We start from the raw sequence: 16,233 nt of genomic DNA, 5'->3' as shown, positions 1-16,233 counted from the left end.
ATTAGCTCTTTTCTCATTTTTAAAAACCTGCCAGTTCTTTAGCATAAAGCATGTTAGTTTTTAGAATTTCATAGTATAGCTCTGGATAGCCAGCCACTAAGGCGATCTCGTGTGATGGATGGCAGTGGTCGATATCAGAAATCCAGATATCACCTAATTCTCCAATGGTCATATCTACGGCTGCATTGGCAAAATGTACCCCCATGCTCTCAATTTCTTTAAGGGTGTCAGTGGCAATGTGGATTAACTCCTGATAGGTTAAGGAGGCAAGTAAATCACTTTGCTGCAAGAAATCTTTTACCATCTCTTTTTCAAATTTGACCAAAGGTCGCAATTTACCAGCATTATTTTCAGATTCCTCACCTCTTGTAAATGACCCCATAGCCTTCCATTCTCCTAAATGGTCTTTAATCGTTATAATCCTGATGGTTAAGGTTCTATAACCAGGTACATCAATCGATTCCTGGATCAGGTATTCCCCCTCTTTAAAATATTTACTAAAGATAGAATAGGCTTGATTCCGGTTATTAAATTTAAAATTCTTGGTTTCCCTTTTTCTTAAATTTGTTATAACGAGGGTGGTCGAGTCCTTTAAAATTACATTTATTGCGGAACGGTTTGCACTATTTAGCGGTTTGACTATTACATTTGGAAATTTTTTTAAAAAGTAGTATAGGTCTTGTGGCGAACCATAAAGGTTGGTATCAGGCAAATAACATTTTACCCCAATGGAACTAGCTAATTTCTTATGAATACTCCATCTATTGAGGGTGAAATTATTAAAAACAACATCTCCTAATATCTTTTTGAAATGTTGAATCCATGCAGAGCTCACAGAAGATGTCATCACAAAAATAGAGGCTGGATAAGGGTAGGTTCCTTCTTCCCATTGCTTTGACTGAGGATTATACAGATACCCTTTGAGGGTATGGTTTGTTTTATCAACATGGTCAAGAGAAAAGACAATAATTGCCCCTTTAATTTCACGATAATGAAAGACATAAACTAGTAAATCATCTAGATATTTCTTGATCGAACTTTGGTAATAACCTACAAGCAAACCAATAAAGGGTCCAATTTGTATTTCGTTGCCATTCTGCTTGATTTCAAGCTGGCAATGCTGAGGTATGTTCAGCATGTCCAAAATATCATCAGATAGGCTTGCCCCATTAAGAGGCAGCTGATTAGAAATATCTACTGTCGTTTGATAGGATTTTGCACCAAATCTGATATTTCTAATCGTGGTACGAGTAATTCCAATTGCTTCTGCTAATTTGGGATGAAGAGTCAATCTCCCTTTGTTATTGGTGTTACTCGATAGCAGAATAACATTTTCCATTTGTATTCCCCCAACCATTATTACTTAATACGTTATTATATGTACCAATAATCAATGTTGTTTTAAAAATGGGGGGTATTCTCACAATTTGGACAAGTGTACCATTGTTATTCTGAGATACGATTAGAATTACTTCACTTTTTCTTCATTGGTTTTATCTTCATGTTGTTCTTCGGCCGGACCGTATATTTGATTGATTTCATTAGCTAATTCATCTAAAAATTCATCTGATAATAGGGGCTTTTTCTTTTTAGGCATATATTTCTCCAATCTTGAATTAATAAAAAAATTTACATTTACAATTGACAAACACAGGAGTATGATAATCACAGTTTCATATTTCTAAATCGCTGAGACCAATTGGTGCGGGGGAACCATTCATATGGATAGTATATCCAAGGGGTGAATCCTTTATAAAGGTAGGGCTACTCAATGGCCCGAATCCGACAGCTAACCTCGTAAGCGTTAATGAGAAGGAAGGTGGAGCTTGTGAGACAAGATTATAATGTCTACAGGTCTATTTAACTTTGACTTGAAGGCATTTTTTTTGTGTTTTTATCGCAAGTTAATAGGTATGAATCACATTTTATTTACTCGGGAGTGGAAACAGTGGTTTCTTCAGTCAAACGGTTTTTACTAGGCAGACCCTTAAAATCAACGGAATTAGGGGAACAAAAGCTAAATAAGACAAAAGCGTTGGCGATACTTTCTTCTGACGCATTATCCTCTGTGGCATATGGTCCGGAGCAAATATTAATTGTATTAGTGACTCTCGGTGTAGCAGCATTTTGGTATTCCATTCCGATTGCAATCGGGGTATTAGTTTTATTAATCGCTTTAATTTTATCTTATCGACAAATTATTTTTGCATACCCTCATGGGGGGGGAGCCTATGTAGTATCGAAGGAAAATTTGGGTGTGAACTATGGGCTCATATCGGGTGGTTCCTTACTTGTTGACTATATCTTAACGGTCGCGGTAAGTGTTTCAGCCGGAACAGATGCTCTTACATCAGCTTTTCCAGCCCTTCATGATCATAATGTAGGTATTGCCATTGTTTTTGTTTTCCTTATTACCATCTTAAACTTGAGAGGTGTAACAGAGTCTGCTTCTATTTTAGCATATCCTGTATATTTATTCGTCCTAGCTTTATTCATCCTGATTGGAGTAGGAATTTTCAACATCCTAACTGGGCATGTTCCCAATAATTTGCATACTCCTGTAGGTACACCAATCGCAGGGATATCACTTTTTCTTTTATTACGGGCATTTGCCTCAGGAAGTTCAGCACTAACAGGAGTGGAAGCAATCTCGAATGCAATTCCGAACTTTAAAAATCCAGCCCCTAATAATGCAGCTAAAACGTTATTAGCAATGGGCGGTTTATTGGCATTATTATTTTCAGGAATTGTCTTTTTAGCTTATTATTATGGGATTACACCGAATGAAAAGGTAACCGTGGTTTCGCAAATAGCGGAGCAAACATTCGGGCGAAATATTATGTATTTCTTTATTCAAGGTACCACGGCTTTAATTCTAATTCTTGCAGCTAACACAGGATATACAGCTTTTCCTTTACTGGCAGTAAATCTGGCAAACGATAAGTTTATCCCGAGAATGTTCAAAATTAGGGGAGACCGGCTAGGCTATTCAAATGGAATTATAACGTTAGGCTTAGCGTCTATTCTTTTAATCATATTTTTCAATGGGCAAACAGAGCATTTAATCCCTCTCTATGCAGTGGGTGTATTCATCCCCTTTACCTTGTCACAGACAGGGATGATGTTAAAATGGTTGCGCGAAAAGCCAAAGGGTTGGATGCCAAAGCTTTTCATAAATACGATGGGGGCAGTGATTTGCTTTGTTGTCACCATCATGTTCTTTTTAACAAAGTTCGCTCAAGTATGGCCTGTATTGATATTTTTACCAATTATTGTCTTCGTATTTTACAGAATTAGAAAGCATTACGAGGCGGTGGGTGAGCAGCTTAGAATTAATCCTAATGAACCAGTAGTTCCAATCGAAGGGAACGTCATTATTGTTCCAGTAGCTGGAATGACCCATGTAGTAGAAAATACCTTAAACTACGCCAAATCTCTTGGTGCGAATCAAATACTAGCCGTCTATGTTTCGTTTGAACGGGATGATGAAAAGAAATTTGAGGAAAAATGGAATAAATGGCAGCCGGATATTAGGCTTGTAACCCTTCATTCCCATTACAGGAGTATCATCCAGCCACTGACTAAATTCGTTGATACGGTACAGCATAAAGCGAGTGAATCAAACTATAGGGTTACCGTAATCATCCCGCAATTTATAGTAAAAAAAGGCTGGCATAATATTCTTCACAATCAATCAAGCTTGTTAATAAAAGCGTACTTACTATATAAAAGAAATGTAATCATCACTACCGTTCCATATCATCTAAAGAAATAACAGAAAGCTCATTTTGCTATACTGCAAAATGAGCTTTATCATTGTCTTTTATTGATGATTGCTAAATATACATCCTGGTACTTCAAAGGTCCTCCCATTTGCAGTTAATGAAATGGAGCAAATCGCATTACCGATAATGGTTCCATGCAGAAAATGGATGTTTGATAGAGTTGCAATGTCATTAAAGTTGACACCAGAAACTTCTCCTTGAGCAGACATAATCATACCAATCCCGCCCCCTGAAACAGTTTCATAGGCTGGTTTACCAGGAACAACTGATCTAAAAACAAAACTATTGGCTGGATCCGTATTGTCTCCATATAATATGGAGATAGAACAGCTTTTGACTGAACAGTTACTATCACAAATACGCGCAGATACAGTAATCATGCCGCTTGATGGGAAACGGTCGATTAAGGTTTCAACGGGTACTGTAGCAGCGGATACTACAGCACTACAATCACAACTTTCCATAAAACACCTCTCATTAATGGTAATAATTATTTATATGTAAAATTTTGTTTACTGGATTGGACATGCGGGAAATTAAATATTCTAGTATTAAAAAAATTATAATCGTTGGAATCAAAGTTCCCTAAAATGGGAATATAGTGGTTAGAGCTAATGAAGAAATGAGGGGGAATTTAAAGGTGAAATTTGATTTACATACCCACCATGATCGGTGTGGGCACGCAAGGGGATGTATCCGGGATTATATTGAAGCAGCTATAGAAAAGGGGTTGAATATCATCGGAATATCGGATCATACTCCCTATTTTTCAAGTAAAGAAGATCATCCCTATCCCCATATTGCAATGGCGACAAGTCAATTTCCGGAATACATAGAGGAAGTCCTGAAGTTGAAACAAGAGTATTCCGGAAAATTAGATGTTCTTTTAGGAATTGAGGCAGATTTCTTCCCTGAGCATGTAGAAAACTATCGAGCATATTTTGATCGTTATCCATTCGATTACATTATTGGGTCTGTTCATCAAGTGGATGGAGTTAGTATTTTTAATAAGAACCGCTGGGAAGGGCTAAGTTCTAAGGAAAAAATCCGAACGAAGGAAACGTATTATTCTTTAATTGAACAATCTGCTCGCAGCGGCATGTTTCAAATATTAGGGCATATTGACGCAATGAAGGGTTTTTATCCAGAATTTTCAACTATTGAAACTGCAACAGTTGAGCAGACATTAAAGGTTATTGCAGCTTGCGATATTGCCATCGAAATCAACACTTCCGGAAAAACAAAATATGTAGGAGGCTGGTATCCAGCGGATGACATACTAGAAAGAGCACTCCATCATGGAGTAAAAGTCACCTTCGGATCTGATGCCCATGACCCACACCGAGTAGGGGACGAATTCGAAACCGTCCAAGCCCGCCTTAAAGAAATAGGCTTCAGAGAATGGGTTTACTTTAAAGCGAAAAAGAGATATGCAGTGAGTGTATAAATGGTGACAGGCACCACAAACAAAAAAGGTAATGGCGCATATCCATTACCTTTTTTCTTGTTTCTAGTTTTTTAATAAAACGGCTTTTGTATATTTCTTTGTTCGAGAATACATGAGTAAGAATACAAATGCACTGCCTAATCGCATAATTGAATTTAATTCCATTGATTTTTGAATGCCAAGCCCTTCTAACAATAGGATTCCAATTTGCGGGGCAATGAAAGCGACAAATGAGAGAAGTACATTGTAGGTTGTGATACAATACGTTCTCGTTTCGGCGGGCGATTGCTCCAACAAAAGGTTAAACAATAAAAGCACAACACCAGAAATGAAAAATCCGGATATTGCCTGGACACCTGTTAAATAGTATAGATTGGTAGATAGAACTGTTAGAAAAGGAACAAGCGCCATACCTAACGCCGCCCAAACAAGCATGAGCGTATTAGATTTTGCCTCGGCCCATTTTTTCCACAAAGGGAAAGTAAAAATTTGTACCAATTGAGATGCTACTGAAAAGATACTAATCCAAAGGATTGTGGCTTCTGCAATTCTAACATGATAAATATTAAATATTCCCCAAGACAACTGCCATGTGAAATTAAAGCAAAGGGCAGCAAGAAGATACCATTTGTAACCATGATCTTTAAAAATCGACCAATTCATCGATGATTTTTTCGTACTTGCGCTCGATTTGGTCTTCTCTTTATGTTTCATTAAGAAATACACTTCTCCTAATCCAAAAAGGAGGGTCGTGAAAAATAACCACTGATAGGCTGTTGCGTTAGTTGTTTGGTTTTTCATAATAATCCCGATGACAAGGGTCGAAATCATTCCAGCAATCGTCAATAACCGGTTCCGGTCACTAAAAAAAACTCCTCGCCGTTCGTCTTTAATCATTCCGCTAATAAGTGTCTGCCACCCGATGTTTGAAACGGTTGCGGGTACACTCATTAACGCGATGATAAATAAAAATGCCCAAGCTTGATATGGTGTTGGTAGGTAAACCACACCTATAAGTAGCAAAAATAGCAGGCGGGCTGCTAAAACAGACATCGCTACTGTTTTTTTCTGTGTTTCCAATCGATTTAACAAAATGGCGGCTGGAATCGTCATTAAGAGCGCAATTAAGGGAGGAAGTGAACTAATCAATCCAACTTGATAATTGGTTGCTCCAAGAATGGAGATGGCAAAAATCGGATAAAAATTTCCTGCAAGGTTAATAGCAATGATGGAAACCATGCCATGATAGATACTAATTTTTTCGTTATAAGCGCGCACAAAAATTCACCAGTTTTCTCTAATAATCAATAACTATATCATTATACTACGGCATCCGAAATTTCAATAGAATACTTTTAAAAAAATATCGACGAATACAGGCAGTTATGATGAAAAAAATTTTCATGTGAATCTAACCAAAATCATGTATAATATACCTTTGGCTTTAAATGTCAGTTTTTGATTAGGAGAAATTTATATGAATCAGACTTTTACCTTGAAGGAAAAGACAAAACAAATTTTTATCATGTTAATTCCTATTTTAATCACACAGCTTGGAATGTTTTCAATGGTGTTTTTTAACACGATAATGTCGGGTAAATATAACTCCTCCGATCTTGCCGCTGTTGCAATAGGTTCGTCAATCTGGAGTCCGATATTTATGGGTATTAGTGGAATACTGCTAGCAGTTTCTCCGATTGCAGCCCAGCGTTTTGGGGAAAAGCGGAGCAGGGAAGTAGCTACCGTTGTACGCCATGGACTTTATCTTTCCTTTATGATTGCGCTAGTGGTGATCGTACTTGGAATTTTCTTTTTAAATCCACTTTTAGATAAAATGAATCTTCCGAGTGACGTACAGGAAACAGCTTTTGACTACTTGGTTGGTCTTAGCTATGGAATTCTTCCGTTATTTATTTTTAACGTGCTTAGATCATTTATTTATGCATTAGGAAAAACAAGGGTAGTGATGTATATCTTGCTCTTGTCTTTACCCATCAATTTCTTTTTAAACTACGTGTTAATCTTTGGACGTTGGGGATTCCCAGAACTCGGCGGGGCGGGTGCTGGGTATGCCACCTCCATCACCGAATGGGTTATAACAGGAATGACGGTATTCATTGTAAAAACGCAGGAACCTTTTTCTGATTTTTTCGTTTTCAAGAATCTGAAACAATTTTCATGGAATGAGTGTAAGGAAATATTGAAAATTGGAGTACCGATGGGACTATCAACGTTTTTTGAAACGAGTATGTTTGCAGTCGTAACCATCCTTTTAAGTAAATTTAATGTAACGACGATTGCGGCCTATCAATCAGCATTAAACATTGTTTCATTCCTATATATGATTCCGATTAGCATTTCGATTTCGCTAACGGTTTTAGTTGGGTATGAAGTGGGAGCACGCAGGTACAAGGATGCAAAAGCCTATAGCTGGTTGGGAATCTATCTAGCTATTTTGACTGCACTTATTACTGGAGTGTTAGTGGTACTTTTCCGTTATCAAGTGGCAGGTTTCTACTCGAATGAAGTCGAAGTGATCAACTTAACAGCACACTTCTTAATCTTTGCGCTCTTCTTCCAGATTAGCGACGCTATACAAGTCACAGCACAGGCAGCATTAAGAGGCTACAAAGATGTGAATCTTGCCTTTATCTTGACCTTAATTGCTTACTGGTTAATTTGTCTGCCAGTGGGATATGGGCTGGCTAACTTTACTAACTTAGGAGCAACCGGCTATTGGCTTGGACTTACAGTCGGTCTGTTAGCGGCTGGAATTGCCTTATCATGGAGACTATCCTACATCCAAAAACGAAAATTCATCGACACACAAAAGTTAGAAGCAGTATAATCATAACGAGGAACACATAATAATATTATGTAAACAAATGCGAATAAAAGAATCTTACTCTGCCACTTTAGAGTAAGATTTTTTGTTTTCAGGAATAAATATGAATTTTTTGTGAAAATATGAATTTTCAGTTAACACGCAAAAAATCAATTTTAAAAGAGCTAGACATAAGCTAGAACGTGGGGAAATCATGTAAATTAATGGTGAAAATAAATGTCGAACCTGTCTAAAGAGATAATTTCGGTAGTTAATTATTATTAAACGATTATTATACGTTCAAATTCGTAATCAGTCAATAGGGCTCACAGTCATTGAATGGCAAGAATAGAGGATTGAAAAATTATTTTAAAATAATAGATTTACATTATCTCTTCTAGTAAAATATACTATTTTCGAGGAGGAATTTTGTGGAATAAATAGGAGAACATTGAATAAAAAGAATTACCCTCGGGTACTGATCATGGCGGAACGATACCCAAGGACAAGTTAAGTTGAGTATATCAACTTTATGTTAGTATACTCTAATTCTAAAAAAAATCAATATTATATAGTAGAAATGAGGATAACTGATTTATGGAAATTAGAGATACGCACCTACTTAATGAAAAGACCGTTCTAGTAACTGGAGAATACAATAATAGAGGAGAATTATGGTCAAGAGTGATCGAAGGAGAAGAAACCTTCCTTGTAAGGAAAGCACCAATAGCTATTATTGAGGAAACCTTATTGCATGTAGGCTCGGATTTTCTAGGAGCGAGACGCAGTTCAAAATATCTGCTTTCACCGATGAGGATGCACCCTATTAGTATTAATCCGCAGATGGGCATATTACTATTTCCAACACAGAGTATGAAATGCTATAGCTGCATATGGTTTTCGCTTATTCATGTGAAAACAACAAAATCTATTGGGATTAATAAAACAGAAGTATTAACAAGCTTTGGTCATACAATCTTATTAGATATGGCAGAAAGAGCCTTTAAAAACAGGCGTCATAATGCCATTCAGCTCCAAGAAACAATATCGAAAAATTTAAAATGTCCTTTATATTTTTATGTAGAACCAAAGATGGGCTTCTATATCAGTAAAAGTCCAAAAGACAATAATTTTACACTGGAGAAAAAATAATTTAAAGAGAGCAGCTTCCTTAATGGAGGCTGCTTTTACAATTTGGAAATTTTGGTTTGCGACGAAGGTGAAGATCAATTCCAGACATAGCGAATCAATATTTCCCTTTATATAATGTACCCGAGGCGGAGGAAGTAGAAGCTTTTCAGGAACACTAAGCTCGGGTCGTAAGTGTAGCTGAAAAAGAAGGGATTCAAAACCCGGCCATGATTGTAGGTGGAGAAGTCGTCACCATCCGTGATAATATAAGATTACTAGAAGCAGGAGGGAAGGCGGAAGGCTATGCAACAATGGCTTAAAGAAGTGGCAAGAGGAAAAAGAGGGTCAAAAGACTTAGATTATCAACAAACAAAAGAAGTCACTCAACGTATTATCAGTGGTGAAGCGACGGAGGCACAAATCGCTGCCTATTTGATTGCATTACGCTTGAAAACAGAGTCACCAGAAGAACTTCTGGCATTTGTGCATGCCTTTCAGGAAGAAAGTATAAAACTAAAATCGTCCAATCAGCCTATTATTGATTTAGCTAATCCTTATAATGGGAGAAACTCTTTTACAGGAAGTATCCCAACTGCTATTTTATTGGCGGAATACGGGTTACCGGTATTTTTACATGGAAGTGACGCCTTGCCCCCGAAATATGGGATAGCGATGAAGGAGATTTTATCTCATTTAAGAGTGAATGTCTCCCACCAGGCACCTGAACTGGAAAAATCATTACAAGAAGCAGGAATCGCTTTTGCTGAAACCGAGGGATACTGCCAAAGTTTAGGACGATTGCGGAAAATTCGTAAGGAGCTGGGAGTCAGAACTCTCTTTAATACAGTAGAGAAATTGTTAAATTTGGCGAATGCAGAATCACTAATGATGGGTGCCTTTCACCGTACCGCGATTAATAAAATTGCACCTATTTTTAAAGATCTTTCTTATCAAAATGTTTATGTGGTTCAAGGGATGGAAGGATCTGAAGATTTGCCAGTGCATCGCAATAGTTTCATCTTCAAAATTACAGACAATGAGACGGAATCTTTCATTGTAAACCCAGAGGAATATGGATTGTCGGCAGCTGAATTCGATAAAGAAATTAAACTATCAGCGAAAGAACAGTCAGACATTACGATGGCCATACTTGGTGGGGAGAAATCAATTTCGCATCAATATTTTTACAATCAAGTAGTATTTAATACAGGAATAAAGTATTACTTGTTTGGTGCTGTAAAGGATATTGGAGAGGGAATCGAAATTGCTAAAGAACAATTAATGAGACAAAAGGGTTTGCGCCAATTGGAAAAGTGGCAAACATGTGATCCTAAAAAATGTTAATATATGTTACTAATTGTTAAGCGTCAAGGCAGAATATCGTCCTTGGCGCTTTTTGTATTTATTGGTAAAGGATGGCTGAAAATTAATTTTTCAAAATCTTTCTATTTTTATATTTACATAAAACCTATTGGTATGGTAGGATTAATTTTATCAATTACAAATTACTTATCAAGAGTGGCGGAGGGACTGGTCCTATGCTGCCCGGCAACCTGCATAGGAAGGTGAAAATTCCAGTAAAATGGTATTTATTTTGGAGATAAGGCGTTAAACAATCGTGAGATGCCTTTCCTTTTTTGGAAGGCTTTTTTGATGAAAAAAGGAGGATTGTAACAATGACTACATCGGTAACGTATGAAAAGTGGAATCAAATATCCGAAGCTTTCCCGATTGAGGATAAGACAAAGGGAGCACTTTCGGTATTAGAATGGGCTTACAGCTCGTATCAAGAAAATCAAATTGTGTATGCTTCTAGTTTTGGTGCAGAAGCGATTGTGTTAATTGACCTCATCCAGCAGGTAAAGCCAGATGCCCATATCGTTTTCTTAGATACAGGCTTACATTTTCCTGAAACTTATGAAGTAATTAACAAAATTGAAAAACGTTTTCCTACATTAAAGATTGAGAGAAAACTGCCAAAGTTAACGCTTGACGAACAGCGCGAACAATATGGATCAGCACTATGGAAAAGGGAGCCAAACCAATGCTGTAACATCCGTAAAGTGATTCCACTAAGAGAAACGCTGACAGCTAAACAAGCTTGGATCTCAGGGCTGCGCCGCGAACAATCACCAACAAGAGCGAATACGGAATTCCTGAATAAAGATGATAAGTTTCAAAATATTAAAATCTGTCCGCTTATCCACTGGACATGGGAGGAAGTATGGGACTATATCAAGGAAAAAGATCTCCCGTATAATACCCTGCACGATCAGAATTACCCAAGCATTGGCTGTTTTCCCTGTACACAGCCCGTCGAGGCAGATGGAGACTCACGGGCAGGACGCTGGGTAGGAAGCGGCAAAACGGAGTGTGGGCTGCACACATCCTAAAGGAGGGCTATTGAATGCTCACAGTTATTGCAGTGACGATTGGATTGTTTTTTGCTATCAATATAGGTGCTAGTGGTGCTGCTGCTTCGATGGGGATATCCTATGGAGCAGGAGTCGTTAAGAAGAGGCTGGCACTGTTACTGTGTGGTATTACCGTATTCTTTGGTGCTTGGCTTGGCGGCGGGGAAGTGGTCAAAACCATTGGAAGCGGAATTGTCCCGAACAGCACCTTTACCGTACCAATTGCACTTATTGTATTAGCTTCTGCTGCGCTCTCGTTGTTCTTAGCAAATATTTTCGGGATTCCACTCTCCACCAGTGAAGTAGCAGTTGGATCGGTAGTAGGGGCTGGAATTGTTTACCAATCTGTATTTGTTAGTAATTTGGTTTGGATTATGCTTTTTTGGCTGCTTACCCCATTTGCAGCATTCTTGATTGCCATTTTTGCTGCAAAAATTTTAAAAAATAAGACACTTAAACGCTTGATGGAGGCACCGAAAGCAATTCCTTACCTTACCGTACTTGTCGTATTAATGGGGTTGTTTGAGGCTTTCTCAGCTGGGATGAACAATGTGGCCAATGCCGTTGGACCGCTTGTCGGTGCGGATATCATGTCCACTGGTGATGGTATCTTCTGGGGCGGGCTTTGCGTGGCATTAGGAGCCATCTTCCTGGGACACCGTGTCCTTGAAACAAATGGAAAAAAAATAACCACTCTTCGGTTAGAAGAGGGATGTGTTATCTCTGGAACGGGGGCAGCCATTGTTACCGCGGCTTCCGTATTTGGAATTCCTGTACCACTGACACAAATCACGACATCTTCGATTATCGGAATTGGCTTTGCTAAGCATGGCAAGTCGGTTTTAAAAAAGGGAATTGTCATTCAATTGCTTACCGTTTGGATCGTATCACCTGTATTATCGATGGTGTTGTCTTATACGCTCATCCAATTGCTCATTGAACATAATTTCTATCCAATCGTCGCCATGGCGGGGGGCTTGGTTTCCGTATTCGGAGTGATGTCTTTGATGAAAAGTTCACGGCAGCCTGTAGTGGAAGTTGCTGAAGACTAGAATGATAGTTTTGCTTAATGAAATCTAAAATGAAAATTAAATGAAGAAAGGTTTGATTCTGTTGTCATTTTTACCAACACCTCATGGAGGTAAACTAATCCAAGCATTTGATCCAAACTATGATGTTACATCTATCGATAAAGAACTAGAAATCGACGCAATTGCCCTAAGTGACCTGGAGTTAATCGGTGTTGGGTTATTTAGTCCACTAACTGGTTTCCTTGGGAAAGCGGATTATGAAAATGTAGTGGAAAATATGCGTCTTGCAGACAATACCATTTGGTCCATACCTGTTACACTTCCTGTATCCTATGAAACAGCAGCTACCCTTAAAGTGGGGGAAAAAATAAAACTTGTTTTTAATAATGAAATCTATGGGGTTATTACCGTTTCAGAATGGTATGAACCGAATTTAGACAAAGAAGCGGTTGAGGTATACCAAACACTTGAAACTGCTCACCCTGGTGTCAAGCGTTTGTATGAAAGAGGTCCCGTTTATGTTGCTGGGGAAACTACACTCGTTAAAAAACCTGAAAAAGGTGTCTTTAGTGATGTTTGGTTCGAACCAATGGAAACACGGGCTCTGTTTGAAGAAAAGGGCTGGAAGACAATTGTCGGCTTTCAAACAAGAAATCCAATTCACCGTGCACATGAATACATTCAAAAAGCTGCACTTGAAACAGTTGATGGACTGTTCGTTAACCCGCTTGTTGGGGAAACAAAGTCTGATGACATTCCGGCAGATGTTCGCTTAAAAAGCTATCGTGTTCTTCTAGAAAACTACTATCCAGCTGAACGTGTCCAACTTGGTGTTTACCCTGCGGCTATGCGTTATGCAGGTCCAAGAGAAGCGATTTTTCATGCGATTGCCCGTAAAAACTTTGGCTGCACTCATTTCATCGTTGGTCGTGACCATGCCGGTGTAGGTAATTATTATGGAACATATGATGCCCAGTTGATTTTTAGTGAATTCCCTGAAGGGGAGCTTGGTATTAAACCATTATTCTTTGAACATAGCTTCTATTGCACGAAATGTGAAGGCATGGCTTCGGATAAAACTTGCCCGCATAGCAACGAAGACCGAGTTATTCTATCTGGAACAAAAGTGAGAGAATTGCTACGTGCAGGTCAGCTGCCACCATCCACATTTAGCCGTAAAGAGGTTGTTGAAGTGCTGATTGAAGGTATGAAAGAAGAAAAGGCGACGGTCTAAGGGGGAGAAACGATGACGAAAGCAACGAATATCACTTGGCACGACAGTACCGTTACAAAATCCGACCGTCATAATCAAAATGGTCATGGAAGCGCCGTACTCTGGTTTACTGGCCTTTCAGGTTCAGGTAAATCGACGATTGCGAATGCTGTATCAAGCGCTTTGTACCGTCAGGGAATCAATGAGTATGTCCTAGATGGTGATAATATCCGTCACGGATTAAACAAAGATCTTGGTTTTTCAGACCATGACAGGACCGAAAATATTAGGAGAATTGGCGAAGTCGCCAAATTGTTTGTCGACAGCGGCGCAGTCGTAACGACTGCTTTCATCTCCCCCTTCCGTTCCGACCGAGACCAGGTCAGGGCAATTTTTGAAGAAGGAGAGTTCATCGAAGTTTATGTTGACTGTCCTATTGAAGAGTGTGAAAAGCGTGATCCAAAGCAGCTATATGCAAAAGCGCGTCGGGGGGAAATAAAGGATTTCACAGGGATTGATTCCCCATATGAGGCGCCTGAACATCCAGAAATCACAGTTCGCTCTGACTTATTAACAGTGGAAGAAGCCGTGAATCAAATTTTTAGTTACCTGCAAGAAAAGCATATTCTCTAATTTGAGTTTATAAGAAAGGATGGTTGATCAATGGTTGGCAAGGTTTATTTAGTAGGTGCGGGTCCTGGCGATCCAGATTTAATTACAGTAAAAGGGTTACGCTGCCTGCAGCAAGCTGATGTCATCCTCTATGATCGGCTAGTAAATCCGGAACTTTTGGAGAATGCAAAAGAGGGAGCACAACTTGTCTATTGCGGTAAGCTTCCCCATTATCATACAATGAAGCAGGAGACCATTAATCATTTCCTAGTTAAATATGCCAAGAAGGGGTATCAAGTAGTCCGCTTAAAAGGGGGAGACCCATTTGTTTTCGGTCGTGGTGGGGAAGAGGCAGAGGAATGTTCAAAGAATAATGTCCCTTTTGAAATTGTTCCAGGGATTACAGCTGGAATAGCCGCTTCTGCCTATGCAGGAATTCCTGTGACTCATCGAAGTTTAAGCAAAAGTTTTGCTTTTATTACCGGACATCAGGCCGGGGATGTTGAAGCGGAACATCAGTGGTACCATTTGGCAAACGGCGTTGATACCATTTGTGTTTACATGGGGGTATCCCATCTTTCTACTATTACTAAACACTTAATCCTAAATGGGAAATCACCACAGACTCCAATTGCTCTAATACATTGGGGAACATTAAGTGATCAGAGAACAGTAGTAGGAACGCTTGAAAATATTGAAGAAGTTGTGAAAAAAGAACAGATTACCAATCCAAGTATGATCGTAATAGGTGAGGTAGTCACGTTACACAAAAAATTGAACTGGTTTCAAGAAGAAATTGTACCAAATATACCAGTAGCCAACCGGTAATAGCAGAAAGGAGCACATTGGATGAAAGCAATTCTTTATATCGGCCATGGAACTCGCTCCAAAAAAGGGGCGGTCGAGATACGTGCCTTTATCGAAAGGGTCAAGGCACGAATTGATGTACCGATTCAGGAACTTAGTTTCCTTGAGTTGACAGAGCCGTTGATTGAAGAAGGCTTTGAATCATGTGTCGAGCGGGGCGCAACGGAAATAGACGTTGTTCCACTGTTTCTCTTGGCAGCAGGGCACATCAAACGGGATATTCCAGAAGCCTTATCACCCTTGATTGCCAAATATCCTACTATTCCGGTAAAAATAAAGAATCCATTTGGTGTCCAGGAAGTCATTTTGAATGGTGTTTGCGAGTTAATTAGGGATACTGCAGGAGACGTATTGCCCGAGGATCGGTTACTGATTGTCGGTGTGGGAAGCAGCGATCCAGATGTTCACGTGAATTTCGGTAGGATTTCAAGTGGGATTGGAGAGCGGCTAGGCGCTGAAAAGGTATCTGTTTGTTATTTTGCTGCAACAGAACCAAGAGTGAGTGAAGGATTGGTTACGATTTCTGAAGGAGCAGCCGGCAGAGTAATCGTCGTTCCTTACATGTTATTTTCCGGTCTCCTTCTCGCAGAATTAAACAAAACTGTTCGTTCACGACAAAAAGAAGGTCAAAGGATTCTTTGCACTGTACCTTTAAGCAATCATCGGGTAATTGAGGATATTGTGATTGAACGGGCAATGGATGAGTAGAGACTTTCTTCATCTGGAGTGCCCGAGAACTGATAGGTGATGGGTTTTAGGTAAATGCAGGTTTGCTGGGAGCCGATTGGGAAAGGGTTTTGGGTAACTATAGAAAGCCTATAGTACCCGAAAGTTGTAATATAAAAGCATTTTGGTAACTATAAAAAGCTTATAGTTACCAAAAGTCATAAAAAATAGAGAACTGGGTCT

At 39.0% G+C, this 16,233-nt stretch carries 15 protein-coding genes and 2 riboswitches; of the genes, 11 read left to right on the top strand and 4 right to left on the bottom strand.

Going from position 1 to position 16,233, the window contains the following annotated elements:
• Window positions 1-19 precede the first annotated feature (19 nt).
• Window positions 20-1,339 carry a YheC/YheD family protein gene (locus J2Y03_RS12600; protein ID WP_310194588.1) on the bottom strand — a complete coding sequence of 440 codons (1,320 nt, stop codon included), beginning with the start codon at window positions 1,337-1,339 and terminating at the stop codon, window positions 20-22.
• 129 nt (window positions 1,340-1,468) lie between these two features.
• Window positions 1,469-1,597 (bottom strand): bacitracin ABC transporter ATP-binding protein, encoded by a 129-nt coding sequence (locus J2Y03_RS12595; RefSeq protein ID WP_310194585.1) that lies wholly within the window; start codon window positions 1,595-1,597, stop codon window positions 1,469-1,471.
• A gap of 80 nt (window positions 1,598-1,677) precedes the next feature.
• A riboswitch (cyclic di-AMP (ydaO/yuaA leader) is annotated at window positions 1,678-1,819 on the top strand.
• 129 nt (window positions 1,820-1,948) lie between these two features.
• On the opposite strand from J2Y03_RS12595, the gene J2Y03_RS12590 reads away from it, so the two are divergent.
• Window positions 1,949-3,775, top strand: coding sequence for an APC family permease (locus tag J2Y03_RS12590; protein ID WP_310194583.1), 1,827 nt, complete (start codon window positions 1,949-1,951; stop codon window positions 3,773-3,775).
• Between the two features lie 48 nt (window positions 3,776-3,823).
• Here J2Y03_RS12590 and J2Y03_RS12585 read toward each other — a convergent pair whose 3' ends face one another.
• Window positions 3,824-4,249 carry a hypothetical protein gene (locus J2Y03_RS12585; protein ID WP_310194580.1) on the bottom strand — a complete coding sequence of 142 codons (426 nt, stop codon included), beginning with the start codon at window positions 4,247-4,249 and terminating at the stop codon, window positions 3,824-3,826.
• A 176-nt stretch (window positions 4,250-4,425) separates the two neighbouring features.
• On the opposite strand from J2Y03_RS12585, the gene J2Y03_RS12580 reads away from it, so the two are divergent.
• A complete protein-coding gene (locus J2Y03_RS12580) occupies window positions 4,426-5,232 on the top strand; it encodes a histidinol-phosphatase (RefSeq protein WP_310194577.1) in 807 nt (268 codons plus the stop codon).
• A gap of 63 nt (window positions 5,233-5,295) precedes the next feature.
• On the opposite strand, the gene J2Y03_RS12575 is transcribed toward J2Y03_RS12580, so the two are convergent.
• Window positions 5,296-6,510 (bottom strand): MFS transporter, encoded by a 1,215-nt coding sequence (locus tag J2Y03_RS12575; protein ID WP_310194576.1) that lies wholly within the window; start codon window positions 6,508-6,510, stop codon window positions 5,296-5,298.
• 199 nt (window positions 6,511-6,709) lie between these two features.
• Between J2Y03_RS12575 and J2Y03_RS12570 the strand changes: the two genes are divergently transcribed.
• The 9 genes from J2Y03_RS12570 to J2Y03_RS12530 all read left to right on the top strand — a co-directional run bounded on the left by J2Y03_RS12570 (window position 6,710) and on the right by J2Y03_RS12530 (window position 16,032).
• On the top strand, window positions 6,710-8,080 hold the full coding sequence (locus J2Y03_RS12570; protein ID WP_310194575.1) for an MATE family efflux transporter: 1,371 nt from the start codon (window positions 6,710-6,712) through the stop codon (window positions 8,078-8,080).
• Window positions 8,081-8,653: 573 nt separating this feature from the next.
• Window positions 8,654-9,208: a competence protein ComK gene (locus tag J2Y03_RS12565; RefSeq protein WP_310194572.1), complete on the top strand. Its 555-nt coding sequence runs from the start codon at window positions 8,654-8,656 to the stop codon at window positions 9,206-9,208.
• Between the two features lie 282 nt (window positions 9,209-9,490).
• Entirely contained in the window at window positions 9,491-10,531 is a 1,041-nt protein-coding gene (locus J2Y03_RS12560) for an anthranilate phosphoribosyltransferase (RefSeq protein WP_310194571.1), read from the top strand.
• Between the two features lie 162 nt (window positions 10,532-10,693).
• Window positions 10,694-10,794: riboswitch (SAM riboswitch) on the top strand.
• Between the two features lie 69 nt (window positions 10,795-10,863).
• Entirely contained in the window at window positions 10,864-11,580 is a 717-nt protein-coding gene (locus J2Y03_RS12555; RefSeq protein ID WP_310194569.1) for a phosphoadenylyl-sulfate reductase, read from the top strand.
• A 14-nt stretch (window positions 11,581-11,594) separates the two neighbouring features.
• Complete coding sequence (locus J2Y03_RS12550; protein ID WP_310194567.1) at window positions 11,595-12,653, top strand: inorganic phosphate transporter; 1,059 nt, start codon at window positions 11,595-11,597, stop codon at window positions 12,651-12,653.
• Window positions 12,654-12,693: 40 nt separating this feature from the next.
• Complete coding sequence (gene sat / locus J2Y03_RS12545; RefSeq protein ID WP_310194565.1) at window positions 12,694-13,866, top strand: sulfate adenylyltransferase; 1,173 nt, start codon at window positions 12,694-12,696, stop codon at window positions 13,864-13,866.
• 12 nt (window positions 13,867-13,878) lie between these two features.
• Complete coding sequence (cysC, locus tag J2Y03_RS12540) at window positions 13,879-14,478, top strand: adenylyl-sulfate kinase (protein ID WP_132095726.1); 600 nt, start codon at window positions 13,879-13,881, stop codon at window positions 14,476-14,478.
• Between the two features lie 30 nt (window positions 14,479-14,508).
• Entirely contained in the window at window positions 14,509-15,285 is a 777-nt protein-coding gene (gene cobA, locus J2Y03_RS12535) for a uroporphyrinogen-III C-methyltransferase (protein ID WP_132095728.1), read from the top strand.
• Between the two features lie 21 nt (window positions 15,286-15,306).
• Complete coding sequence (locus J2Y03_RS12530) at window positions 15,307-16,032, top strand: sirohydrochlorin chelatase (RefSeq protein ID WP_132095730.1); 726 nt, start codon at window positions 15,307-15,309, stop codon at window positions 16,030-16,032.
• The last annotated feature ends 201 nt before the right edge of the window (window positions 16,033-16,233 follow it).

The sequence above is a fragment of the Neobacillus niacini genome (genome assembly GCF_031457145.1).
Taxonomy (GTDB): domain Bacteria; phylum Bacillota; class Bacilli; order Bacillales; family Cytobacillaceae; genus Neobacillus; species Neobacillus niacini_J.
Note: the sequence above shows the minus strand (reverse complement) of the source record. Positions and strands in the feature narration are given on the sequence as shown.

What these genes read in the sequence shown, in the direction of transcription:
- J2Y03_RS12600 (WP_310194588.1), bottom strand. Translation starts at nt 1,339, where the DNA reads ATGGAAAATGTTATTCTGCTATCGAGTAACACCAATAACAAAGGGAGA.
- J2Y03_RS12595 (WP_310194585.1), bottom strand. Translation starts at nt 1,597, where the DNA reads ATGCCTAAAAAGAAAAAGCCCCTATTATCAGATGAATTTTTAGATGAA.
- J2Y03_RS12585 (WP_310194580.1), bottom strand. Translation starts at nt 4,249, where the DNA reads ATGGAAAGTTGTGATTGTAGTGCTGTAGTATCCGCTGCTACAGTACCC.
- J2Y03_RS12570 (WP_310194575.1), top strand. Translation starts at nt 6,710, where the DNA reads ATGAATCAGACTTTTACCTTGAAGGAAAAGACAAAACAAATTTTTATC.
- J2Y03_RS12565 (WP_310194572.1), top strand. Translation starts at nt 8,654, where the DNA reads ATGGAAATTAGAGATACGCACCTACTTAATGAAAAGACCGTTCTAGTA.
- J2Y03_RS12560 (WP_310194571.1), top strand. Translation starts at nt 9,491, where the DNA reads ATGCAACAATGGCTTAAAGAAGTGGCAAGAGGAAAAAGAGGGTCAAAA.
- J2Y03_RS12555 (WP_310194569.1), top strand. Translation starts at nt 10,864, where the DNA reads ATGACTACATCGGTAACGTATGAAAAGTGGAATCAAATATCCGAAGCT.
- J2Y03_RS12550 (WP_310194567.1), top strand. Translation starts at nt 11,595, where the DNA reads ATGCTCACAGTTATTGCAGTGACGATTGGATTGTTTTTTGCTATCAAT.
- sat (WP_310194565.1), top strand. Translation starts at nt 12,694, where the DNA reads ATGAAGAAAGGTTTGATTCTGTTGTCATTTTTACCAACACCTCATGGA.
- cysC (WP_132095726.1), top strand. Translation starts at nt 13,879, where the DNA reads ATGACGAAAGCAACGAATATCACTTGGCACGACAGTACCGTTACAAAA.
- cobA (WP_132095728.1), top strand. Translation starts at nt 14,509, where the DNA reads ATGGTTGGCAAGGTTTATTTAGTAGGTGCGGGTCCTGGCGATCCAGAT.
- J2Y03_RS12530 (WP_132095730.1), top strand. Translation starts at nt 15,307, where the DNA reads ATGAAAGCAATTCTTTATATCGGCCATGGAACTCGCTCCAAAAAAGGG.